At 70.7% G+C, this 22,414-nt stretch carries 21 protein-coding genes and 1 pseudogene; 10 read left to right on the forward strand and 12 right to left on the reverse strand.

Annotation, left to right across the window (positions count from 1 at the left end; all coding sequences use genetic code 11):
• Positions 1-129: 129 nt before the first annotated feature.
• Complete coding sequence (locus ACX25U_RS15225; protein ID WP_454394291.1) at positions 130-2,043, reverse strand: ABC transporter ATP-binding protein; 1,914 nt, start codon at positions 2,041-2,043, stop codon at positions 130-132.
• Between the two features lie 437 nt (positions 2,044-2,480).
• On the opposite strand from ACX25U_RS15225, the gene ACX25U_RS15230 reads away from it, so the two are divergent.
• Complete coding sequence (locus ACX25U_RS15230; RefSeq protein WP_454392431.1) at positions 2,481-2,813, forward strand: hypothetical protein; 333 nt, start codon at positions 2,481-2,483, stop codon at positions 2,811-2,813.
• 75 nt (positions 2,814-2,888) lie between these two features.
• Here ACX25U_RS15230 and ACX25U_RS15235 read toward each other — a convergent pair whose 3' ends face one another.
• From ACX25U_RS15235 to ACX25U_RS15250, 4 genes are all read right to left on the reverse strand, one after another.
• Positions 2,889-4,400 (reverse strand): HAMP domain-containing sensor histidine kinase, encoded by a 1,512-nt coding sequence (locus tag ACX25U_RS15235; protein WP_454392433.1) that lies wholly within the window; start codon positions 4,398-4,400, stop codon positions 2,889-2,891.
• Positions 4,401-5,141: a response regulator transcription factor gene (locus ACX25U_RS15240; RefSeq protein WP_454394293.1), complete on the reverse strand. Its 741-nt coding sequence runs from the start codon at positions 5,139-5,141 to the stop codon at positions 4,401-4,403.
• Between the two features lie 115 nt (positions 5,142-5,256).
• The gene (locus ACX25U_RS15245) at positions 5,257-5,871 is read right to left on the reverse strand and encodes a CE1759 family FMN reductase (RefSeq protein WP_454392435.1); all 615 of its coding nucleotides are present in this window, start codon (positions 5,869-5,871) and stop codon (positions 5,257-5,259) included.
• The gene (locus ACX25U_RS15250) at positions 5,868-6,968 is read right to left on the reverse strand and encodes an LLM class flavin-dependent oxidoreductase (RefSeq protein ID WP_454392437.1); all 1,101 of its coding nucleotides are present in this window, start codon (positions 6,966-6,968) and stop codon (positions 5,868-5,870) included. The genes ACX25U_RS15245 and ACX25U_RS15250 overlap by 4 nt, the downstream gene beginning before the upstream one ends.
• A 165-nt stretch (positions 6,969-7,133) precedes the next feature.
• Between ACX25U_RS15250 and ACX25U_RS15255 the strand changes: the two genes are divergently transcribed.
• Positions 7,134-7,472: a YnfA family protein gene (locus ACX25U_RS15255; protein WP_454392439.1), complete on the forward strand. Its 339-nt coding sequence runs from the start codon at positions 7,134-7,136 to the stop codon at positions 7,470-7,472.
• Between the two features lie 57 nt (positions 7,473-7,529).
• Positions 7,530-8,306, forward strand: a complete 777-nt coding sequence (locus ACX25U_RS15260) for an SDR family NAD(P)-dependent oxidoreductase (RefSeq protein ID WP_454392441.1) — start codon at positions 7,530-7,532, stop codon at positions 8,304-8,306.
• A 10-nt stretch (positions 8,307-8,316) separates the two neighbouring features.
• Here the strand turns inward: ACX25U_RS15260 and ACX25U_RS15265 are convergent, their stop codons facing one another.
• Positions 8,317-9,510 (reverse strand): RtcB family protein, encoded by a 1,194-nt coding sequence (locus ACX25U_RS15265; RefSeq protein WP_454392443.1) that lies wholly within the window; start codon positions 9,508-9,510, stop codon positions 8,317-8,319.
• A 197-nt stretch (positions 9,511-9,707) separates the two neighbouring features.
• Between ACX25U_RS15265 and ACX25U_RS15270 the strand changes: the two genes are divergently transcribed.
• From ACX25U_RS15270 to ACX25U_RS15280, 3 genes are all read left to right on the forward strand, one after another.
• Positions 9,708-10,514 (forward strand): DUF3558 domain-containing protein, encoded by an 807-nt coding sequence (locus ACX25U_RS15270; protein ID WP_454392445.1) that lies wholly within the window; start codon positions 9,708-9,710, stop codon positions 10,512-10,514.
• A 118-nt stretch (positions 10,515-10,632) separates the two neighbouring features.
• Positions 10,633-11,544, forward strand: coding sequence for a DUF3558 family protein (locus ACX25U_RS15275; RefSeq protein ID WP_454392447.1), 912 nt, complete (start codon positions 10,633-10,635; stop codon positions 11,542-11,544).
• A 106-nt stretch (positions 11,545-11,650) separates the two neighbouring features.
• The gene (locus ACX25U_RS15280; protein WP_454392448.1) at positions 11,651-12,919 is read left to right on the forward strand and encodes a DUF2637 domain-containing protein; all 1,269 of its coding nucleotides are present in this window, start codon (positions 11,651-11,653) and stop codon (positions 12,917-12,919) included.
• 68 nt (positions 12,920-12,987) lie between these two features.
• Here the strand turns inward: ACX25U_RS15280 and lysS are convergent, their stop codons facing one another.
• Positions 12,988-14,730, reverse strand: a complete 1,743-nt coding sequence (gene lysS / locus ACX25U_RS15285) for a lysine--tRNA ligase (protein ID WP_454392450.1) — start codon at positions 14,728-14,730, stop codon at positions 12,988-12,990.
• Positions 14,731-14,950: 220 nt separating this feature from the next.
• Here lysS and argS point away from each other — a divergent pair, with 220 nt between their 5' ends.
• A complete protein-coding gene (gene argS / locus ACX25U_RS15290) occupies positions 14,951-16,714 on the forward strand; it encodes an arginine--tRNA ligase (RefSeq protein WP_454392452.1) in 1,764 nt (587 codons plus the stop codon).
• A gap of 111 nt (positions 16,715-16,825) precedes the next feature.
• Here argS and ACX25U_RS15295 read toward each other — a convergent pair whose 3' ends face one another.
• Entirely contained in the window at positions 16,826-17,176 is a 351-nt protein-coding gene (locus ACX25U_RS15295) for a DUF805 domain-containing protein (protein ID WP_454392454.1), read from the reverse strand.
• Positions 17,177-17,578: 402 nt separating this feature from the next.
• Between ACX25U_RS15295 and ACX25U_RS15300 the strand changes: the two genes are divergently transcribed.
• Positions 17,579-17,791, forward strand: a complete 213-nt coding sequence (locus tag ACX25U_RS15300) for a hypothetical protein (RefSeq protein WP_454392456.1) — start codon at positions 17,579-17,581, stop codon at positions 17,789-17,791.
• On the opposite strand, the gene hemB is transcribed toward ACX25U_RS15300, so the two are convergent.
• The 4 genes and pseudogenes from hemB to ACX25U_RS15320 all read right to left on the reverse strand — a co-directional run bounded on the left by hemB (position 17,755) and on the right by ACX25U_RS15320 (position 21,116).
• Entirely contained in the window at positions 17,755-18,747 is a 993-nt protein-coding gene (gene hemB, locus ACX25U_RS15305; RefSeq protein WP_454392458.1) for a porphobilinogen synthase, read from the reverse strand. The genes ACX25U_RS15300 and hemB overlap by 37 nt on opposite strands.
• A 66-nt stretch (positions 18,748-18,813) precedes the next feature.
• Positions 18,814-19,299 carry a hypothetical protein gene (locus ACX25U_RS15310; protein WP_454392460.1) on the reverse strand — a complete coding sequence of 162 codons (486 nt, stop codon included), beginning with the start codon at positions 19,297-19,299 and terminating at the stop codon, positions 18,814-18,816.
• Between the two features lie 49 nt (positions 19,300-19,348).
• Positions 19,349-20,362: a helix-turn-helix domain-containing protein gene (locus tag ACX25U_RS15315; protein ID WP_454392462.1), complete on the reverse strand. Its 1,014-nt coding sequence runs from the start codon at positions 20,360-20,362 to the stop codon at positions 19,349-19,351.
• Positions 20,363-20,688: 326 nt separating this feature from the next.
• Positions 20,689-21,116 (reverse strand): annotated as a pseudogene (locus tag ACX25U_RS15320) (ATP-binding protein).
• A gap of 211 nt (positions 21,117-21,327) precedes the next feature.
• Between ACX25U_RS15320 and ACX25U_RS15325 the strand changes: the two are divergent.
• The gene (locus ACX25U_RS15325; protein ID WP_454394295.1) at positions 21,328-22,119 is read left to right on the forward strand and encodes a helix-turn-helix domain-containing protein; all 792 of its coding nucleotides are present in this window, start codon (positions 21,328-21,330) and stop codon (positions 22,117-22,119) included.
• Positions 22,116-22,319: a DUF397 domain-containing protein gene (locus tag ACX25U_RS15330; RefSeq protein ID WP_454392464.1), complete on the forward strand. Its 204-nt coding sequence runs from the start codon at positions 22,116-22,118 to the stop codon at positions 22,317-22,319. The genes ACX25U_RS15325 and ACX25U_RS15330 overlap by 4 nt, the downstream gene beginning before the upstream one ends.
• Positions 22,320-22,414 lie beyond the last annotated feature (95 nt).

Below are 22,414 nucleotides of genomic sequence, written 5' to 3' on the forward strand. Positions count from 1 at the left end.
GCCACTCCTCTGAGGCGGACGGCCCCTTCAGCCATTCCAGCACTCGGCCCCATGGCCTGCACTTCCGACAGCGGCCGGCCCCCGTGACGGCGCCCATGTCGGACCCCATGCCGGACCCCATGCCGGACCTCATGGCCGCGGGTCCACGGCCGGGTGGCCCTGCTGGGCGGGCAGGGCGGCGGCCTGGCCGTCGATGCGGTACTGCTCGGCCTGGACGAGGTACATGCGGCGGAAGAGACCGGGACCGTCCGCGTCCGGCCGCATCAGCTCGTCGAACGTGCCGTGTTCGGCGACGCGCCCGTGCTCGAGGACGTAGATCGTGTCGGCGTGGCGGACGCTGTGCAGGCGGTGGGTGATCAGGATGATCGTCTGACCTTCGGCGGCGAGGTTGCGGATCTGGTCGAAGACGCGCTGTTCGGCCTCGGCGTCGAGGGCGCTGGTGGGTTCGTCGACCACGAGGATCCGCGCGTCGCGGTGGCGGGCGCGGGCGATGCCGAGGCGTTGCCACTGGCCGCCGGAGATCTGGTGGCCGCCCTTGTAGCCGCGGGCGAGCAGGGTGTCCCAGCCGCGGGGCAGGGAGGCGACGGTCTCGTCGGCGCCGGCGTACTCGGCGGCGGCGTGCAGCAGATCGTCGTCGTACGGGGCCTCGGGGCGGCCGATCGCGACGTTGATACGGGCGGTGAAGGGCCAGCGGTAGAAGTCCTGGGCCACGACGGCGACGCGGTCGAAGAGGTCGGCGCGGTCGGCCTCGGCGGCGTCCACGTCGTCCCAGAGGACACGGCCGGCGTCCGGTGCGTACAGGCCGCACAGGAGCTTGGCGAGCGTGCTCTTGCCACTGCCGTTGTTGCCGACCAGGGCGATGATCTTCCCTGTGGGGATGGTGACGCTCACCTCCTCCAGGGCGGGACGGCTGTCGGTCGTGCCCGGGTAGGTGAAGGTGACGCTCTCGAAGCGGACGGCGTCGACCTGTCGCGGCAGGGGGCGGCCGGTCTCCGGGATGAGGCGGCGGTCGGCCTCCTGGCAGAGCCGGTCGAGGTCGGCGACGAACAGGCTCTCCTCGTAGAGGTAGTTGAGCTGGACGACCAGGGCCTCGAGGTTGGCGGAGCCGGTGCGGATGGCGATGACGGCGGTGCCGGCGACGGCGAGTCCCATGGTGCCGGTCCACAGCAGCACGCCGAGCACCCCGTACGCGGCGACGGTCGCGAGCCCCGTCCAGCCCGAGGCGATCAGGCCGGTGCGGGCGGCCAGGGACGCCAGGCGGGTCTGTTCCCGCTCACCGGTCTCGGCCATCGTGCGGAAGTGCCTGAGCAGGAACGGTCCGATGTTGTGCACCCGTACCTCGGGCGCGGCCTGGACGTCGATGAGCAGGCGCCCCAGCAACTGGCCGGCCCGGGCGTGCTGGACCCAGGTGTGGAAGGAGACGTAGCGGCGGCGGGCGATGGTCAGCGCGCTCCAGGCGCTCGGCAGCGTCATCACCGCCAGCAGGGGCAGCAGCGCCGGGTGCAACGCCGTCAGTACGCCGGCGGCGGCGACCAGCGCGATCGCGGCGGTGATCACCGACACACAGAACTTGATCATCCGCCGGGCGGACTCGGCTCCCCACTGGGCGGAGTCCAGCAGCTTGTGGAACTCCTCGTCCTCCACGGCGGCCAGCTCCACGCGGGCCACCCGCTCCAGGTACTCCTCCGTCGCCACCCGGAACACCTTCGGCTCCAGCCGTCCGGTGCCGGCCGTGGAGACCGACTTCAGCAGCGCGCCGATGACGGCGGTGACGGCCACCGCGATGAGCGCGGGGGCCGCGGCGGTGAGGCGTTCGGTGGTCTCGCCGTGGCCCAGCAGCTGGGCGAGTACCCGGTTGACCGCGACCAGGCCGACCGCCTGCGCGACACCGCCGCCGGCCTCCGCCGCGGCGACCTGGAACAGGGCCCGCCGGTCGGCACGGCGGGCCAGCCGGACGGTGGAGCCGATCAGCCGCGGCATCCGCACGATCATGGTGCGCAGGTCGAGTTCCAGGAACGAGCCGTGGTGGTGGTTCCAGCCCATGTCGTAGCGGAGCGGGCCGCCGAAGAGCAGCCGTTCCGACTCCGAGACCTCCTGGGCGCCGACCGCGTCCTTCGTCGGCTTGGCGTTGTCCCCCGTGCGCTTCCCGCGTGTCGTCATACGCCCCTGCCCCCGCCGTCTCGAACGCCAGGTGAGCATCATCCGGCGTGACCACCCGGTGCAACGCGTCCGGTGCGCGACCGGAAGCGGCAGGCGGGCGTGCTGTGGATGCGTCGGGGTGCGGTCCGGGGCATGAACGCGGTGGCGGGCTCTCGGTGTGCGACCCCTTGTGTCGCCGCGCGCCCGCTCGTGCACCGGTGATGCACCGGAGGCGCAATCGTGCGGACACGCCCGGCGACCGAGCCGTCCGTTTCGCCTCCGGCGGCGGCCCTACGTACCGTAGGGACTTGGCTCGCCATTCAACCGTCGACGGGGGACCCATGCAGGAAGCACATCGTCCGCAGCCCGGCACCTCGTCCGGCGAGGACGGCGAGAACGGCGAGAACGGACTCGGGCCGACCGTCGCGCTGCTCGTCGTCAGCCTCACGGTCGCCGCCGTCGGGGTCTATCTGCTGTGCGGTTTCGGGCTGCACAGCCTCAACCCGCGGCCGCGTCTGTTCCACGCCGGCTTCGCCACGGCGGGGGTGATCGTCGCCACCGTGGCGGCCGGGGCGGCGGTGGGGAACCTGGCCTGGCTGCTGACGGCGTCCCGCAGGCGCGCGGCCGCGGGCGGAACGCCCTCCGACGGCGAGCGCGCCCCCGCCGACGGGTGAGCCCCCGCCGGGGAGACCGGCGATCCGGGCGACGGGTGAGCCCCCGCCGGGGAGACCGGCGATCCGGGCGACGGGTCAGATCCCCTGGCCGGTGTCCCGGACCGTTCCCCGTGCCCCACTCCCCGTTCCCCGTGCCCTGTTCCCCGTCCCTTCGCCCCCGCCCTCGTGCCGGCCCCGGTCCGTGCCGACCGTGAAGCCGATCACCGAGCCGCCGCCGGCGCGCCGGAAGGCGAACGGGGCGCCGCCGTGCGCCAGGGCCACCTCGCGCACGATGGACAGGCCGAGGCCTGAGCCGGGCAGGGAGCGGGCGTCGGCGGCGCGGTAGAAGCGGTCGAAGACGCGTATCAGGTCGCCCTCGGCGATACCGGGCCCGCGGTCGAGGACCTCCACGCGGACCATGCCGGGCCGGGCGGGCCCGGTGACGGCGATCTCGATGGGCGCCGTGCCGTCCCGGTCGAACTTGGTGGCGTTCTCCACGAGGTTGGAGACGGCCCGCTGGAGCATCCCCGGCCGGCCTTCGGCCGTCGTGTCGCCGCTCGCGCGGACCACGATGTCGCGTCCGCTGCGCCGGCGGGCCACACCCGCCACGTCCTCGGCGATGTCGGCGAGGTCGACCCGCTGCGGCGGCTCGGTGTCGGACTGGCCTGCCGCGAGGTCGACCAGCTCGTTGACGAGGTCGGTGAGCTCGCGGGCCTCCTGGGTGAGGTCGGCGACCAGGTCCTCGCGGGTGGCGGGCGGCAGTTCGTCGATGCGGCGCAACAGGGAGATGTTCGTCCGCAGGGAGGTCAGCGGCGTACGGAGCTCGTGGCCCGCGTCCTGGACCAGGCGGCGCTGGTCCTCCTCGGACTGGGCGAGCCGGCCCAGCATGCGGTCGAAGGAGCGGCCGAGGCGGCCCACCTCGTCGTAGCCGGTGACGGGCACCTCGACGCCGAGCCGGCGGGTGCGGGCGACGTTCTCGGCGGCGGAGGTGAGGATCACCAGCCGGCGCGTGATGCGGCGGGCCAGCCACCAGCCGCAGAGACCGGCCGCGACCACCACGGCCCCCATCAGGATCAGCGTGCGCTGCTGCAGCGCCCGCAGCAGGTCCTCGGTGTCGCTGAACTCCTGGGCGACCTGCACGGCGCCCCGGCCGCCGCCCAGGGCGACGGTCGCGATGCGGAACACGTCACCGGCGACGACGACGTCCTTGTACTCGGCGGTCCTCCCGGCCGTGGCGGCGGCCGCCACGGCCTTGTCCCGGGCGGTGACGGGCAGCTCGGGGCTGCCGTGGTCGACGATCTCCCCGCCCGCGCCGAGCACCTGCACATTGGTGCGGCTGGGCCGGACCAGCTCGTGGCCGGGCCGGGAGGAGGCGAAGTCCGCGGGCGTCAGGTCGTAGCGCCGTACCTCGTTCCGCACGTCCTGCACGACCTGCGTGAACACCGACTGCTGGTCCACCCGCACCAGACGGGCCGCGGAGTTGTACGACAGGATGCCGACGAGAATGGTGACGGCGGCGGTCACCACGGCGAACGTCACCGCGAAAGTGGTCCGCAGCGACGACAGCCGGGGCCGCGGTCGCTCCAGCAGCCGCGGGAGGCGGCCCACTCAGTCCTCCCGCAGCACGTACCCCACGCCACGCACGGTGTGGATCAGCTGCGGCGCGTCCGGCTCGTCGAGCTTGCGGCGCAGATAGCCGACGTACACGGCGAGGTTCTTGGAGCCGGGGCCGAAGTCGTAGCCCCAGATGCGGTCGTAGATGGTGGAGTGGTCCAGCACGATCCCGGCGTTGCGGACCAGTAGTTCCAGCAGTTCGAACTCGGTGCGGGTCAGCTCCAGCTCCCGCGTGCCCCGCCACACCCGGCGAGCCTGGAGGTCCATGCGGATCCCGGCCGCCTCGATCTGCCGCTCGGGGGCCTGCGGCTCCTTCGCCTGGACGTCACCGGAGGCGGAGGCGTCGGCCGCCGCGCCGACCGCGCTGCCGACGCCGGCCGGTCTGGTGCGGCGCAGCAGGGCGCGCAGCCGGGCGAAGACCTCCTCGACGTCGAACGGCTTGACGACGTAGTCGTCGGCGCCGGCGTCCAGTCCGGCGATCCGGTCGGCCGTCTCCACCAGGGCGGTGAGCATGAGGATCGGCGTGCGGTCGCCCTCGGCGCGCAGCACGCGGCAGACCTGGAGCCCGTCGATGCCCGGCATCATCACATCGAGGACGAGGATGTCCGGCGGCGTCTTGTGCGCCTGCGCGAGTGCCTCGACGCCGTCGGCGACCGCCGTCACCTCGTAGCCCTCCAACGTCAGGGCACGCTCGAGGGCGTGGCGGATGGCGCGGTCGTCTTCGGCGAGCAGCACGGTCTGAGGCACCCGTCCAGTCTGCCAAGGCCACGGGGCCCCGGCCGAGACGGGCAGGGCGACGATCACCCTTTTTACCCGCCTCTCACCGTCACCGCCGGGCCGCGCCCGCCCGTCACCCCCGCAGCGCGGCCAGCTGCTCCTCGAACGGCACCACTGTGAAGCCGCCGTCCTTCTCGGGCCCGGTCTGCTCCGCCTCGCGCCCCGCGGACAGCCCCGTCATCAGCGCCGCCAGCTCCCCCGCCGCCCGCTCGATCCGGCCGGGCAGCCCCTCGGCTCCCCAGTCCTCCGAGGCGGCGTAGACACCGGTCGGCACGACCACGGCCTTCAGGTACGCGAAGAGCGGGCGCAGGGCGTGGTCGAGGACCAGGGAGTGGCGGGCGGTGCCGCCGGTCGCGGCGATCAGCACCGGCTTGCCGGCCAGTGCGTCCTGGTCCCGGACGCCGAGGACGTCGAAGAAGGACTTGAACAGCCCGCTGTACGACGCCGAGAACACCGGAGTGACGACGATCAGCCCGTCCGCCTCCGTCACCGCGTCCAACGCGGACGCGAGGTCCGGACCGGGGAAGCCGCTCGCGAAATTTTGGGCGATCTCGACGGCGAGATCGCGCAGCTCGATCACCCGTACGTCGGCCGAGGCGCGCTCGGCGGCCGCGGCCGCCAGCCGGTCGGCCAGCAGCCGGGTGGAGGACGGGACACTCAGTCCCGCCGAGACGACGACGAGCTTCATACGGCGCTCACTCCTTCCTCGGCGCCCGCCTTGTCGGCGAGCAGAGACGCATGGGTCGGCGCGTCGGGCACACCGGCCGGACGCCCCTTGGCGAACTCCTCGCGCAGCACCGGCACGACCTCCTCGCCGAGCATGTCGATCTGCTCCAGGACGGTCTTCAGCGGCAGCCCCGCGTGGTCGATCAGGAACAGCTGGCGCTGGTAGTCGCCGGCGTAGTCACGGAAGGACAGCGTCTTCTCGATGACCTGCTGCGGGGAGCCGACGGTCAGCGGGGTCTGGGCGGTGAACTCCTCCAGGGAGGGCCCGTGCCCGTAGACGGGGGCGACATCGAAGTACGGCCGGAACTCGCGCACCGCGTCCTGCGAGTTCTTCCGCATGAACACCTGGCCGCCGAGCCCGACGATCGCCTGCTCGGGCGTGCCGTGCCCGTAGTGGGCGTACCGGGTGCGGTACAGCTCGACCATCCGCTTGGTGTGGTCGGCCGGCCAGAAGATGTTGTTGTGGAAGAAGCCGTCGCCGTAGTACGCGGCCTGCTCGGCGATCTGGGGAGAGCGGATGGAGCCGTGCCAGACGAACGGCGGTACGCCGTCCAGCGGGCGGGGTGTGGAGGTGAACCCCTGCAGCGGCGTGCGGAACTTCCCCTCCCAGTCGACGACGTCCTCGCGCCACAGCCGGTGCAGCAGGGCGTAGTTCTCGATGGCGAGGTTGATGCCCTGCCGGATGTCCTGCCCGAACCAGGGGTAGACCGGCCCGGTGTTGCCGCGCCCCATCATCAGGTCCACCCGGCCGTCGGCGAGGTGCTGGAGCATCGCGTAGTCCTCGGCGATCTTCACCGGGTCGTTGGTGGTGATCAGGGTGGTGGAGGTGGACAGGAGCAGCCGCTCGGTCCGGGCGGCTATGTACCCGAGCATGGTGGTCGGCGACGACGGCACGAACGGCGGGTTGTGGTGCTCGCCGGTCGCGAAGACGTCCAGCCCGACCTCCTCGGCCTTCAGAGCGATGGCGACCATGGCCTTGATCCGCTCACGCTCGGTCGGCGTACGGCCCGTGGTGGGGTCCGGCGTCACATCGCCGATGCTGAAGATCCCGAACTGCATGGTCGCTCACCTTCCAGGTAGTTGATGCTTCAACTATAGCCGGAGAACGGTCCGCGGCCCGGAGGTATTCCGCCCATCCCCGCTCGCCCCTACGACACCGGCACGAGCCACCCCCGCACGCCGGCCGCGGTGATCCCCGCAGAAGCCTCATGCGAGGCTGCTCGCATGCTGATCCTCCGCTCCGCCGCCCTCTTCGTCGTCGCCGCGCTCTTCGAGATCGGCGGCGCCTGGCTGGTCTGGCAGGGCGTACGCGAGCAGCGCGGCTGGCTGTGGGCGATCGGCGGCGTCCTCGCACTCGGGGCGTACGGCTTCGTCGCCACCTTCCAGCCGGACGCCCACTTCGGCCGCATCCTCGCCGCGTACGGCGGGATCTTCGTCGCCGGTTCGATCCTGTGGGGCATGGCCGCCGACGGGTACCGGCCCGACCGCTGGGACGTGACCGGCGCGCTGGTCTGCCTCGCCGGCATGGCCGTGATCATGTGGGCGCCACGGAACGGCGGCTGACGTCCACCTACGCTGGGCACAGCCAACCGCACCGACCGCCGCCCCGAGGAGCAACCCATGGCCACCGCCGCACCGTCCGCCGCCTCCCGCCTCGCCGTCGTGACGGGTGCGAGCAGCGGCATCGGCTCCGCCACGGCACGACAGCTCGCCGCCGCCGGTTACCGCGTCGTCCTGACCGCCCGCCGCAAGGACCGCATCGAGGCGCTCGCCGAGGAGATCAACGCGGCCGGCCACTCCGCCACCGCCTACCGGCTCGACGTCACCGACCGCGCGGCCGTGGACGAGTTCGCCACGGCCTTCAGGGCCATCGGCGTCCTGGTCAACAACGCGGGCGGCGCGCTCGGCGCCGACCCGGTCGCCACCGGCGACCCGGCCGACTGGCGCACGATGTACGAGACGAACGTCCTCGGCACCCTCAACCTCACCCAGGCCCTCCTGCCCAAGCTGGAGGCGAGCGGCGACGGCACGGTGGTCGTGGTCTCCTCCACGGCCGGCCACGCCACCTACGAGGGCGGCGCGGGCTACGCCGCCGCCAAGCACGGCGCCCACGTCCTCGCCGAGACCCTCCGCCTGGAGATCGTCGGCAGGCCGGTCCGCGTCATCGAGGTCGCCCCCGGCATGGTCAGGACGGAGGAGTTCGCCCTGACCCGCTTCGGCGGCGACGAGGAAAAGGCCGCCAAGGTCTACGAGGGCGTCGCCGAACCCCTCACCGCCGACGACGTGGCCGACACCATCACCTGGGCGGTCACCCGCCCCAGCCACGTCAACATCGACCTCCTGGTCGTCCGCCCCCGCGCCCAGGCGTCCAACACCAAGGTCCACCGGGAGCGGTGAGTGCCCGCCGTCAGCCCTTCACGCACACCACCTGCTTGAGCTTCGCCACGACCTCGACCAGGTCCCGCTGCTGGTCGATGACCTGCTCGATCGGCTTGTAGGCGCCCGGGATCTCGTCGACGACACCGGAGTCCTTGCGGCACTCCACGCCCCGCGTCTGCTCCTCCAGGTCCTTCGTGGAGAAGCGGCGCTTGGCCGCGTTGCGGCTCATGCGCCGGCCGGCGCCGTGGGACGCGGAGTTGAAGGACTTCTCGTTGCCGAGGCCCTTCACGATGTACGAGCCCGTACCCATCGAACCGGGGATGATCCCGTACTCGCCGGAGCCCGCGTGGATCGCGCCCTTGCGGGTGACGAGCAGGTCCATGCCGTCGTAGCGCTCCTCGGCCACGTAGTTGTGATGGCAGGAGATCTCCGGCTCGAAGGCCGGCTTCGCCTTCTTGAACTCCTTGCGGATCACGTCCTTCAGGAGCGCCATCATGATCGTGCGGTTGTACTTGGCGTACTCCTGCGCCCAGAACAGGTCGTTGCGGTACGCCGCCATCTGCGGGGTGTCCGACACGAAGACGGCGAGGTCGCGGTCGACCAGGCCCTGGTTGTGGGGGAGCTTCTGGGCGACGTCGATGTGGTGCTCGGCCAGCTCCTTGCCGATGTTGCGGGAGCCGGAGTGGAGCATCAGCCAGACAGAACCGGCCTCATCCGTACACACTTCGACGAAATGGTTGCCCGACCCGAGCGTGCCCATCTGCTTGACGGCTCGTTCCTCGCGGAACCTCACCGCCTCCGCCACCCCGTCGAACCGCCCCCAGAAGTCGTCCCATCCAGCCGTCGCCAGTCCATGGAACCGCCCCGGGTCGACGGGATCGTCATGCATCCCCCGCCCCACCGGAATCGCCTGCTCGATCTTCGAGCGGAGCCGCGACAGGTCGCCGGGAAGATCGTTCGCTGTCAGCGACGTCTTCACCGCCGACATCCCGCAGCCGATGTCCACGCCCACCGCCGCCGGGCACACCGCGCCCCGCATGGCGATGACGGACCCGACCGTCGCGCCCTTGCCGTAGTGCACGTCCGGCATGACGGCGAGGCCCTTGATCCACGGGAGGGCCGCGACGTTCTGGAGCTGCCGCATCGCGACGTCCTCGACCGTCGCGGGGTCGGTCCACATGCGGATCGGGACCTTCGCGCCCGGCACCTCTACGTACGACATACCGATCCTATTCCCCCGAAAAGAAGACAAAAGTATTGAAACGCAATACCAGCGCCAAGGTCGACGAAAGAGGGCAACGGACCGGCGTCCACGGCATCGCGTGCGATAGACATTGTGTTCCGGAGGCGCCCCCGCCCGGCAAGCGAATAACCAGCGGGGACCTCGGACCGACCGACATCCGCGAGAGGAGCCTGACCGTGCTGCGGAAGGCGTACGTACCCGGCGCTGCCGCGCTTCTCGCCGCGCTGCTGGCCGGCTGCACCGGCGGTTCGCCGGACGACGGCCGGACGGACGACGCCAACCCCGCCGGCACCGGCACGGCGACGCCGGCGGCCCAGCCGGGCAAGTACCGCACGCTTCCCCAGGCCTGCGGCGCGGTCTCCCACGGTGCCCTGGACTCGCTGCTGCCCGGCATCAAGCAGATCACGGATGTGGACCAGCGGGGCAAGGCCTACGAGGGCCAGGCGACGCTCACGTACGACACCGACCGCAAGACCGGCTGCCGTTGGAAGGTGGAGTCGGCGGACGCCACCGACCACCTCTACGTCGACTTCGAGCGTGTCGTCTCCTACGACAACACCGTCAGCGACGACAGCCAGGCGGAGTCGGTCTTCGCCACCAAGCAGGCGGCCGCGAACCTGTCCGAGCCCACCGCCACCGGGAGCTCCGACGCCAACTCCGGCTCCGGCAGCGCCTCTTCCTCTTCCTCCTCCCCCTCCTCCTCGTCCTCGTCCTCGGCCCCCGCCGGTGTCACACCGGCCGACCTCCAGCCCCGCACCCTGGGCGATCTCGGCGACGAGGCGTTCCTCGACGACTCGCTCAACAGCTCCGGTTCGACGGCCGAGCAGCGCACCGTGACTGTGGCGTTCCGCACGTCCAACGTGATCGTGACCATCGAGTACGTGGAGCAGCCGGCGAGCGTCGGCACGGTCCCGGACAGCGAGGAAATGCAGGACAGAGCAAGGAAACTGGCGGAACAGCTGGCCGATTCGCTGGGTGGCTGACCTGTCCCGTCCGGCACTTGGCGCCGGGGCGCGAAGCGCGGGAAGGGAGACCACACAGTTGCCCCACCGCGTACCGTGGCCCCTCGGACCCGATCCGACCGCAGGAACCACGAGCGTCATGAGTGAAGGAACCATGCAGCGAGCAGCCCAGCGAGAAGAGGGGGTACCTCCCACGTCGTTCAGGCGGTGGGGGAGTGACCCGCGAGCGAAGCGTCTGAACCGCGTCCTTGTCCGCGCGGTCGCCGTGCCCATGGTGTTCCTGGCCGCGGCCTGCTCCTCCTCGGACTCCGGCTCCGGTGACGGCGCGAAGCAGACCGCGGCGGGCGACGCGCAGGACTCCGCGAGCGCGAGCGCCTCGCCGACGGTGCAGGCGGCCGCGTACGCCAAGCTGCCGGGGGCGTGCAAGGTCCTGTCGGACAAGACGCTCGGCGAACTGGTGCCCAAGGGCGTGAAGTCGGCCAAGGAGAGCGCCTCGAGCGACCTGTCCACGCGCGCCGGCTGCTCCTGGAGCAGCCTGGACAACAACGGCGTGAAGGGCTCTCAGTTCCGCTGGCTCAACGTCTCCCTGCTGCGATTCGAGTCCGACGTCTCGCGCGGCACGGGCGAGAAACAGGCGCAGGAGTTCTACCAGAAGCAGGTGCGGGACGCGCAGTCCGTGCCGGGCACGAAGAACGCGAAGGCGGAGCCGGTGTCCGGGACGGGCGACGAGGCCACCGCGGTGCGCTACGACCTGAAGAAGAAGGAAGGCGCCTTCAAGCAGCAGACGGTCGTGACCCGGGTGGAGAACGTGGTCGTCACCCTCGACTACAACGGTGCCGGACTGGCCGGTGACAAGACCCCGGACGCGGACGACCTGGCCAAGTCCGCCGGGAAGGCCGCCAAGGAGGCGGTGGCCGCGGTGGCGACGGCGAACGGGGCGGCCGGCGGCGGCTCGGCGCCGAGCGCTTCCTCGTCCCCCTCGGCCTCCAAGTCCCCCGGGAAGCCGGCGTCTCCGTCGGCCTCGGCGTCCGAGTCGGCCGCGAAGGGCTGAGCCGGGGCAGCGACGCAAAAGCGGAGCAACTGGACCGGCCCTCCGTCCCTCGTACGGATGTGCCACCCTGTTGCGCGCAACAACACGCAAGGGGAGGGGAGTACGGGTGGCCGCGCCACAGCTGACTCGGATGCACCGCGTTCTCATCGGCGTGGTCGTCACGGGCGCCGTGATCATCGCCGGTATCGGTTTCGCCGGTTCGTACGCGGCCGTCCTGGACCTCGCCCTCAAAAAGGGCTTCGGGAAGTTCAGTTACGTCTTCCCGATCGGCATCGACGCGGGCATCTGCGTCCTGCTCGCCCTGGATCTGCTGCTGACCTGGATCCGCATCCCGTTCCCGCTGCTGCGCCAGACGGCGTGGCTGCTGACGGCGGCGACCATCGCGTTCAACGGCGCCGCCGCCTGGCCGGACCCGCTGGGCGTGGGCATGCACGCGGTGATCCCGGTGCTCTTCGTGGTCGCCGTCGAGGCGGCCCGGCACGCGATCGGCCGGATCGCCGACATCACGGCCGACAAGCACATGGAGGGCGTCCGCCTCACCCGCTGGCTGCTCTCCCCGATCCCCACGTTCCTCCTGTGGCGCCGCATGAAGCTGTGGGAGCTCCGCTCCTACGACCAGGTGATCAAGCTGGAGCAGGAACGTCTCGTCTACCAGGCCCGCCTGCGCTCCCGCTTCGGCCGCGCCTGGCGCCGCAAGGCCCCGGTGGAGTCCCTGATGCCGCTGCGCCTGGCGAAGTACGGCGTCCCCCTGGCGGACACGGCCCCGGCGGGCCTGGCAGCAGCCGGCATAGAGCCGGCGCTGATACCCCCGGCACCGCGTGCGGAGGCCCCCGCCCCGCAGAGCGCGGTGCCGCCCGTCGAGCAGCGCCCGGAACTCGTCGGCAACCGGCAGGACGCGGGACCAGTGCCGTACGGGGAGCCCGTCCCGGACCAGAACCCCTGGTTGCACGCCCGCGACCCGCAGTCCGTCGAGTACCACGGGGGCTACGACCCCACGTACGACCCGGACGCCGCGTATGCCCAGTGGTACGCGGAGCAGCAGCAGGCCGAGGAGTACCAGGAGCAGTACCAGGAGGAGCCCCCCGTCCAGGAGCCCTCTCCGGAGGAGACCGGCAGCTTCCCGATCCCGGTGAGCCCGGGCCGCACCCGCGAGCTGGGCGAGGGCGGCGGTGCTCCGGCCGCCGAGCCGGACGAGGAGGCGTATTACCAGGTGTTCCGCCAGTCGATAGACGGCAGCTACCCCACGCCCCGTGTCCTCGGCGACAACATCCAGGCGACCTACGGCACGACGCTGAGCCCGAGCGCCCTGAAGGCCCTCGCGGAACGCTTCCAGATGCGCCACCTGGCGGAACTGGAAGAGGACCACATCGCCTAGCCACGACGGCGGAGGGGGCGCCCGGTGAAACCACCGGGCGCCCCCTCCGCCGTCGAACCGGACGCGGTCTACTCCCCGAGCAGGGCCCGCACCCGCTCCTGCCCCACCGCCAGCAGCAGCGTGGGCAGTCGCGGACCGGTGTCACGCCCCACCAGCAGGTGGTACAGCAGCGCGAAGAACGACCGCTGGGCGGTCTTGATCTCCGGCGGCAGCTCCTTGGGCGTGGCGTCGGCGGAGAACCCGGCCTGGACCTTGGGCACGCCGTAGACGAGGTGGGTGAGCCCGTCGAGCGACCAGTTCCCGGCCAGCCCGTCGAGCAGCAGCCGGATCGACTGCCGGGAGGGCTCGTCGAGGGACTTCAGCAGGTCGGTGTCGGGCTCGTCGCGGACGATGGTGCGCTGGTCGGCGGGGACGTAGGTGTTGATCCACGCCTCGGCCTTGTCGTACCGCGGGCGCGCCTCGTCGAGCGAGGTGAGCGGGTTGGCCGGGTCGAGCTCGCTGAGGATGCGCAGCGCCTGGTCCTGGTGGCCGGCGGTGATGTCGGCGACGGACGCGAGCGTGCGGTACGGCAGCGGGCGCGGCGTCTTCGGCAGCTCACCGGCGGCGGTGCCGACCGCGCGCGTGTACGCGGCGACGTCACCGGGCAGCGCGGAGCCGTCGGCGACCTTGGCGGCGAGCCTGTCCCACTCGTCGTACAGACGCTGGATCTCCTGGTCGAAGGCGACCTTGAAGGACTGGTTCGGCTTGCGCCGGGCGTACAGCCAGCGCAGGATCTGCGGCGCCATGATCTTCAGCGCGTCGGCCGGGGTGGGGACCCCGCCCCTCGAGGACGACATCTTCGCCATCCCGGAGATGCCGACGAAGGCGTACATCGGCCCGATGGGCTGCTTGCCGCCGAAGATCCCGACGATCTGCCCGCCGACCTGGAACGACGACCCGGGCGAGGAGTGGTCGACACCGCTGGGCTCGAAGACGACGCCCTCGTACGCCCACCGCATCGGCCAGTCGACCTTCCAGACCAGCTTGCCGCGGTTGAACTCGCTGAGCCGTACGGTCTCCGAGAAGCCGCACGCGGTGCAGGCGTAGGTCAGCTCGGTGGAGTCGTCGTCGTAGGCGGTGACGGCGGTGAAGTCCTTCTCGCAGTTGCCGCAGTACGGCCTGTACGGGAAGTACCCGGCGGAGCCGGAGCTGCCGTCGTCCTCGGACGCGGCGCCCGAGCCCTCCTCGGCCTCCAGCTCGGCCTCGTCGACGGGCTTCTGCTGCTGCTTCTTGGCCGGCTTGGACTTGGTGCGGTACTGGGCGAGGATCGCGTCGATCTCGCCGCGGTGCCTCATCGCGTGCAGGATCTGCTCGCGGTAGGCGCCGGAGGTGTACTGCTCGGTCTGGCTGATGCTGTCGAACTCCACGCCCAGCTCGGCGAGCGAGGCGATCATGACGGCCTTGAAGTGCTCGGCCCAGTTGGGGTGCGCCGAGCCCTTGGGGGCCGGGACGGAGGTCAGCGGCTTGCCGATGTGCTCGGCCCAGGAGTCGTCGATGCCGGTGACGCCGGCCGGGACCTTGCGGTAGCGGTCGTAGTCGTCCCAGGAGATCAGGTGCCGTACCTCGTACCCCCGGCGGCGGATCTCGTCGGCGACCAGGTGCGGGGTCATGACCTCGCGCAGGTTGCCCAGGTGGATGGGGCCGGACGGCGACAGGCCGGACGCGACGACGACCGGTTTGCCCGGGGCCCGACGCTCCGACTCCTCGATGACGTCGTCCGCGAAACGGGAGACCCAGTCGGTGGTCTCGGTGCTCTGAGCCACGATCGGCACGTCCTCTTTCCTGAAGTTTCTCCATGCGCAGCCGATACCGTTGCACGGCTGACCGCTCCATTGTCCCAGGCGGGTCGGCATCCACGAAAACGCCTTTTCATCGCGTTGGACGGGCCTCGGCGCCCCGGCGTTCACCCGCGGACCGGAAAATTCGCTTTGCCCCGCGTGGGATACTGGGTCTGTCTATCCATCCCCACGAGGAGAACGGCACCCAATTCCTATGGCCTCGGTCACGTCCCTCACGTCAGCCGTCCACCAGCGCCTCGCGTCCGCCCTCTCGGCCACCCTGCCGGAGACCGCCGACGCGGACCCGCTGCTGCGACGCAGCGACCGGGCGGACTTCCAGGCCAACGGGATCCTGGCGCTGGCGAAGAAGGCCAAGGCGAACCCGCGGGAGCTGGCGACGCAGGTCGTCGGGCACGTGGCCACCGGTGACGTGATCAAGGACGTCGAGGTCTCCGGGCCCGGCTTCCTCAACATCACGGTCACCGACAAGGCGATCACGGAGAACCTGGCCGCGCGGGTGGCCGACCCGGAGGGCCGGCTGGGCGTGCCGTACGCGGAGCACCCGGGCACGACGGTGATCGACTACGCCCAGCCGAACGTGGCCAAGGAGATGCACGTCGGCCATCTGCGGTCCGCGGTGATCGGCGACTCCGTCGTCCAGCTCCTGGAGTTCACCGGCGAGAACGTGATCCGCCGGCACCACATCGGCGACTGGGGCACCCAGTTCGGCATGCTCATCCAGTACCTGGACGAGCACCCGCACGAGCTGGACCACAGGGCGTCCGAGGTGACCGGCGAGGAGGCGATGTCGAACCTCGACCGCCTCTACAAGGCCGCGCGCAAGCTGTTCGACTCCGACGAGGAGTTCAAGACGCGGGCGCGGCGCCGGGTGGTGGACCTCCAGGCGGGGGACCCGGCCACGCTCGCCACGTGGCAGAAGTTCGTCGACGAGTCGAAGATCTACTTCTTCTCCGTCTTCGAGAAGCTGGACATGGAGATCCAGGACCCGGACATCGTCGGCGAGTCCGGCTACAACGACATGCTGGCCGAGACCTGCCGCCTGCTGGAGGAGTCCGGTGTGGCGGTCCGCTCGGAGGGCGCCCTGTGCGTCTTCTTCGACGACATCAAGGGCCCGGACGGCAACCCGGTCCCGCTGATCGTCCAGAAGTCCGACGGCGGCTACGGCTACGCGGCCACCGACCTGTCCGCGATCCGCGACCGCGTCTTCAACCTCAAGGCGAACACCTTGCTGTACGTGGTGGACGCCCGCCAGTCCCTGCACTTCAAGATGGTCTTCGAGACCGCGCGGCGGGCCGGCTGGCTGAACGGGGACGTGACGGCGTACCAGCTGGCCTTCGGCACGGTGCTGGGCAAGGACGGCAAGCCGTTCAAGACCAGGGAGGGCGAGACCGTCCGCCTGGTCGACCTCCTCGACGAGGCGATCGAGCGCGCCTCGGCGGTCGTCCGGGAGAAGGCGCAGGACCTCTCCGAGGAGGAGATCGCCGAGCGGGGCGCCCAGGTGGGCATCGGCGCGGTGAAGTACGCGGACCTGTCGACGTCGGCGAACCGGGACTACAAGTTCGACCTGGACCAGATGGTCTCGCTGAACGGCGACACCAGCGTGTACCTGCAGTACGCCTACGCCCGGATCCAGTCCATCCTCCGCAAGGCCGGCGAGACCCGCCCGGCCGCCCACCCAGACCTGGAGCTGACGGAGGCGGAGCGGACGCTCGGCCTGCACGTGGACGCCTTCGCGGAGACGGTGCGGGAGGCGGCGGCGGAGTACGCCCCGCACAAGCTGGCGGCCTACCTGTACCAACTGGCCTCCCTGTACACGTCCTTCTACGACAAGTGCCCGGTCCTGAAGGCCGAGACCCCGTCGCAGGTCGAGAACCGCCTGTTCCTCTGCGAGGTGACGGCCCGCACCCTCCACCAGGGCATGGCCCTGCTGGGCATCAGGACTCCCGAGCGGCTCTGACCTCGCAACGGCTCCACCCCGGAAGACAGCACAGCCTCCTGTCCACCGCTCGGGTGGTCAGGAGGCTGTGCGTGGGGACGGTGCGGCGGTGGAAGGTCCGACCGAGTGCGCTCAGGCCACGGCCGCCTTCGGGTTCGGGCCGTACTGGTTGTCGCCCGGCTGCGAATCGCTGACCGTGAAGACCAGCAGCACGATGAAGCCGACCAGCGGCACCAGGCCGATGAGGATCCACCAGCCCGAGCGGCCCGTGTCGTGCAGGCGGCGGACCGCGACGCCCAGGCCCGGGAGCAGCACCGCGAGGCTGTAGAGGCCGCTGAGGACCTCCACGCCGATCGCCTTGCCTATGGCGAGCAGGACGATGCTCACGATGAAGTTGAACAGGACGAACATCCAGTATTCCTTGCGGCGTGCGCGACCGCTGAACACCGCGTACTTCTTGAGTACTTCCAGGTACCAGTTCATAGGAGTCCCCCCACAGGGCAGAGCGGCGCCCGGCCTAAATGGCCAGGTCAGTGGCTGAAACTATGCCGCTTGATGCGAACTGGTCAAGCTGTTACCTGGGCTTATCCATTCTCTTACCGCGTTCACAGGCAGTTCACCGGTGCGTGCCGCGGCGTCGGTCGCCGGAGATCCGCACCCAGTCGCCGCCGCCCAGCGGAGTCGATGCGTACGATGCCGTGCCGGCCGCCGCTCGACACTTCTGGCCGTCCGTCCCGGCCCGTGTCCCGGTGGGACGCCGTCTTTGCAGGTCACAGACGGTCCCGGCGTTCCGGCGTCCCACATTCGCGGGCGATCGTGGCGCCGGGACGCGCGGGCCGGTCAGGCTGGAGCCACTGTCGAACGTGCCCGTCCACAGGGGGACTCATGCCCGCACGCCCCACACGTGCCCGCGCCGCCCGTCTGCTCGTCGCCACCGCGCTCGTCCTCACCGCGTCCGCCGCCCTCACGGGCTGCCGCGACGGCCAGGGCGTACGGGACGAGGGCCCGTCCTCGGTGTCGGGATCACCGGACCGGCCGTGCGGAGCCGACTCGTCCGCCCCTCAGCGCAGCTTCTGCGCGACCTCGACGGCCCAGTAGGTGAGGATGTTGCGCGCCCCGGCCCGCTTGATGCCGGTCAGGGTCTCCAGGATCGCCCGGTCCCGGTCGACCCAGCCCTTCTCGGCGGCGGCCTCGATCATCGAGTACTCGCCGGAGATCTGGTAGGCGGCGACGGGTACGTCCACGGCGTCGGCGACCCGGGCCAGGACGTCGAGGTAGGGCCCGGCCGGCTTGACCATCACCATGTCGGCGCCCTCCTCCAGGTCCAGCGCCAACTCCCGCAAGGACTCGCGCAGGTTCGCCGGATCCTGCTGGTAGGTCTTGCGATCGCCCTGCAGCGAGGAGCCCACCGCCTCCCGGAAGGGCCCGTAGAAGGCGGAGGAGTACTTGGCGGTGTAGGCGAGGATGGCGACGTCCTCCCGCCCGATCTGGTCGAGCGCGTCACGGATGACGCCGATCTGCCCGTCCATCATCCCGCTGGGACCCACGACATGGGCGCCCGCGTCGGCCTGCACCTGGGCCATCTCGGCGTACCGCTCGAGCGTGGCGTCGTTGTCGACCCGCCCCTCGGCGTCCAGCACCCCGCAGTGCCCGTGATCGGTGAACTCGTCCAGACACAGATCGGACATGACGAGCAGCTCGTCCCCGACCTCGGCCCGCACATCGCGCAGCGCGACCTGCAGAATCCCGTCCGGATCGGTCCCGGCGCCGCCGAGGCCGTCCTTCTTCCCCTCCTCCGGCACCCCGAACAGCATGATCCCGGAGATCCCGGCCTCCACCGCCTCCGCAGCCGCCTTCTTCAGGCTCTCCCGCGTGTGCTGCACGACCCCGGGCATCGCCGAGATCGGCACCGGCTCACTCACACCCTCCCGCACGAACGCGGGCAGGATGAAGTCCGCCGGATGCAACCGGGTCTCGGCGACCATGCGCCGCATGGCTGGGGTGGTGCGCAGCCGACGAGGACGCGTACCGGGAAACGATCCGTACTTCGTCATGCCCTCTACGCTACGCCCGCCACCCCTGTGCCTTTGCCGACGCGGAGTCGGTCCCGGCCAGGCCCGTCAGGTGGCGGCCTTCGCCGAGCCTTTGGCCTTGGTGCGGTCTGTGCCCTTCCCCGGCTTCTCCGAGCTCCTCTGTTGAGAGGTGCCTGCATCAGCCGACGGGACATGTCCCTTGAGCAACTGGGAGACGCGCTGGAATGACACACCCAGGAAACGGCCGGCGTCGCGCTGGCTCAGGTCCCTGGTGAGAACGGCTGCGGTGTGTTGCATCGCCTGCCGCTCGCGTTCAGCCGCCTTTCGTGTCGCCTCCGGAGCCTGCCTGGCCGCCTCCAGGGCCTCACGCGCTTCGTCGGGCAGCCCGGGTTCGACATCCACTGAGAAGCTGTCAGGCTCTGTGTCGAGCATGCCGGCGATGGCTTCTCGAACCACCTTGTCAGCCTGCTCCATACGCTTCACCTGGGTGAAAACACCGGGCAGGTCCGGCACCTCCAGAGCCCACCACTCACCGGCGCGACGCGCGGTGACACGGTAGGTGTTCACCGCCACCGCCTCTCTCCCTGCTCTGGTTCAAGGGTCTTGCAGAAGCGGCCTGCGCTCAGGCTGCTCGCGCCGGCTCGGCCGCTGTCGTCGGAGCGGTTCGGCAGTCGCGGCAGCGGCCCGGTTCCGGGGCGCGGAAGACGCGTCCGCAGCCGTCGCAGTCCTGGAAGGGATGCGGGCGGTGAGTGCCGCCCGTGCGCCCCGTGTCCGTTGCCGTGACCGGCGCGGGTGCCGGGGTCGCGGGGAGCGGCGGGGGCAGGAGTTCGCCGAGGCGGTGGGCCAGCAACGCGGCAGGGCTCTTGATGTCCACGGGAAGGCCTGCGGTCAGAGTGCGGTGGACGGCGGCGGTGGTGGCACCCACCTCGAACCAGCGGATGACGCTCGGGGCCAAAGTGTTCACGTCCCGGAGGGACAGGGTCAGGCGGTCATCGGTATGACGCAGACCCGCGAGGAGGGTGACAGCTCTCTCGTGACGCGGATCGCGAGGGGCGTGCGCCTTCGGCAGCATCGGTGACATCGGCGGTTCGGGTGCTTCAGGGGTGTCCTCGGGCTTGTCCGGAACGGTCGGCGGCTGGTGGACGACTTGGTCGTCCTCCTGTGGCGCTTCCGGTACGTCCGCGCCCGTCACGGGCCTCTGCGTACGGGCGCGGGCCACGGCGGGGCGGCCGGCCACGCGAAGAGGAACAGGGGGCACGGCTGCCCGCGCCGGGGCAGGCGTGTGGTGGGCGTACGTCCGCGTGACCAGGCGGCCCGACTCCGCGTGCTCGCGGACCCGCTCCAGATAGCCGTACGCCTCCAGCTCCCGCAGCGCGGACGCGATCCGCTCCCGCCCCTCGGGGAAGCGCTCCGCGAGGCTGCGGATGTCGACCGGGGTGCCCTCGGGCACCGACAGGATGTGCGTGGCCAACCCGATCGCGGTCAGCGACAACTCGCGGTGCTGGGCGAGGTGGTTGCCGACGACGACGTACTGACCCGACTGGTACGTGCGTACGTGGATGACACCGGAGTGGGTGGTGGTCCGTCGAACACCCTGACTCGGGCGCACGGCGGCGTTAGGCTTCTCGTCAGCCATGGGGAAGGTCTCGCTTCCTCGTTGGTCAGGCCCTCGCACTGGGATGCCAGTCCCGGCGGGGGCCGATGCATGTGTGGGGTTGTGGCGGCGACGTGTGGTCGCCTCGGTGCGAGACTGCCCGCCCGAACCACCCGAACGCCACCCGTACCGACCGGTTTCACCCGCCCGAGTGATCGCGGCGAGGTTTGGTTGGTCGGGTAGGTTTTTCCCCGGGTTCTTTGGTCTTTTACCGCCCGCAGCCCCGGCCCGCGTCCCACCGGAGCACGTGGTTCCAGGCCCCGGCGGATCACACGTGATCACCAACTGACCGCAGGTGGCGGGGTCTCTCACCGGTCGAGATCCACCTCCGCCCACGCCGTCTTGCACGGCACGGGACCGATCCGTACACCCCAGCGGTCGGCCAGTTCCTCCACCAGCAGCAGGCCGTAGCCGGACTCCGCGGGTTCCGTCCGGGCGGTTGCTCTTGCGCGCGCGGGCAGTTGGTCGCCCTGGTGTCGGTGACCTCGATGCGCAGCGTCCCCGGTTCGTCGACGACGAGGGTGAGGCGGAAGCTCCGGCCGGGGACACGGCCGTGCACGGCGGCGTTCGCCGCGAACTCGGCCACGATCAGCCGGGCCGGGTCCAACGGCAGCCTCCACGTGCGCAGTTGCTCCGCCGCCAGCAGCCGGGCCAGCCGGGCTCCGCGACGGGTGGCGGAGAGTGGCACGGAGAACTGGTGCAGCGGGGTGCGCGAGGCGGCGATTTCCTGATTCACATCGCTCAGCGTGTTCACCCGCGCGCAGCCTGTGAAGAGCTGTTGTCCGGGCGGACGGTGACCGTCCGGATCCGGCCCGGTTTCCGTCCGGTCCGTCCGCAGTGACGGCCTGAGTACGGCCGGAGTTGAGCACAGAGGTGCGGCGCGGAGGGTGGTGACGGACGTGGACGACTGGAACGCGGAGCCGGAGGACGACGAGGCCGAGGGCGTCATGTGGACGGTCATCCGGCGGTTGAGGCTGTGGCGGGAGGCCGCCGGCATGACCCAGGCGGAGTTCGGGACGGCGATCGGGTACGGGCAGGAGCTGGTCTCGTCCGTGGAACGGGGGCGGCGGATTCCCCGGCCCGAGTACTTGGACGCGGCGGACGCGGCCCTGGGGGCGAACGGCAAGATCTCGGCGATGAAGGAGGACGTGGCGGAGGCTCGGTACCCGAAGAAGGTACGGGACCTGAAGAAGCTGGAGGCGGAGGCGGTCGAGCTGTGCGCCTACAACAACTCGGTAATCCATGGGTTGTTGCAGACGGAGGAGTACGCGCGGGGGGTCTTCAACGCCCGTCGACCGGGGTTCACCGAGGAAGAGGTGGAACAGCAGGTCGCGGCACGCTTGGCACGCCAGGAAATCCTTGACCCCATGACGGGGCGGCGCATGTTCAGCTTCGTTCAGTGCGAGTCGACGCTTCGTAGGCCCATTGGGGGCAGGATGGTGATGCGACAGCAACTCGAACGGCTGTTGGAGGTGGGGCAGTGGCGCAACGTGGACCTCCAGGTCCTGCCCCTCGATCGCGAGGAGAACTCGGGAACCGACGGCTCGTTCAGGCTCCTCAAGCTCAAGGACGGAGCCACAGTCGCGTTCAGCGAAGCACCGCTCAGCAGTCGGGTGATGACCGACCCCAAAGAAACGACGGTCCTCGACATCCGCTACGGGGCCATCCGCGCCCAGGCCCTCAGCCCACGGGAGTCGTTGGCCTTCATCGAGAAAGTACTGGGAGACACAAGGACATGACGCTCAAGGCATCTGGAGCTGACGCCAGGGTGGAGTGGATAAAGAGCAGCTACAGCACGGCTGACGGGCCCGACTGCGTCGAAGTGGCCACCGTCACCGACCACATCCTCGTCCGCGACTCCAAGAACCCGAGCGGCCCCCGCCTAGCCCTCGCCCCCACCGCCTGGGCGACCTTCCTGCCGTACGCCTCCGCGAGCTGACAGGCGCGAGCCGGTGCGCTCTCCGCCCAGTCCCACCCCCGTCCGGAAGTGTGAACGCCTGCCGGGCAAGTGTTCACGCTGCGAACGCCCCGCTG

It is taken from the genome of Streptomyces sp. JNUCC 63, assembly GCF_054366325.1.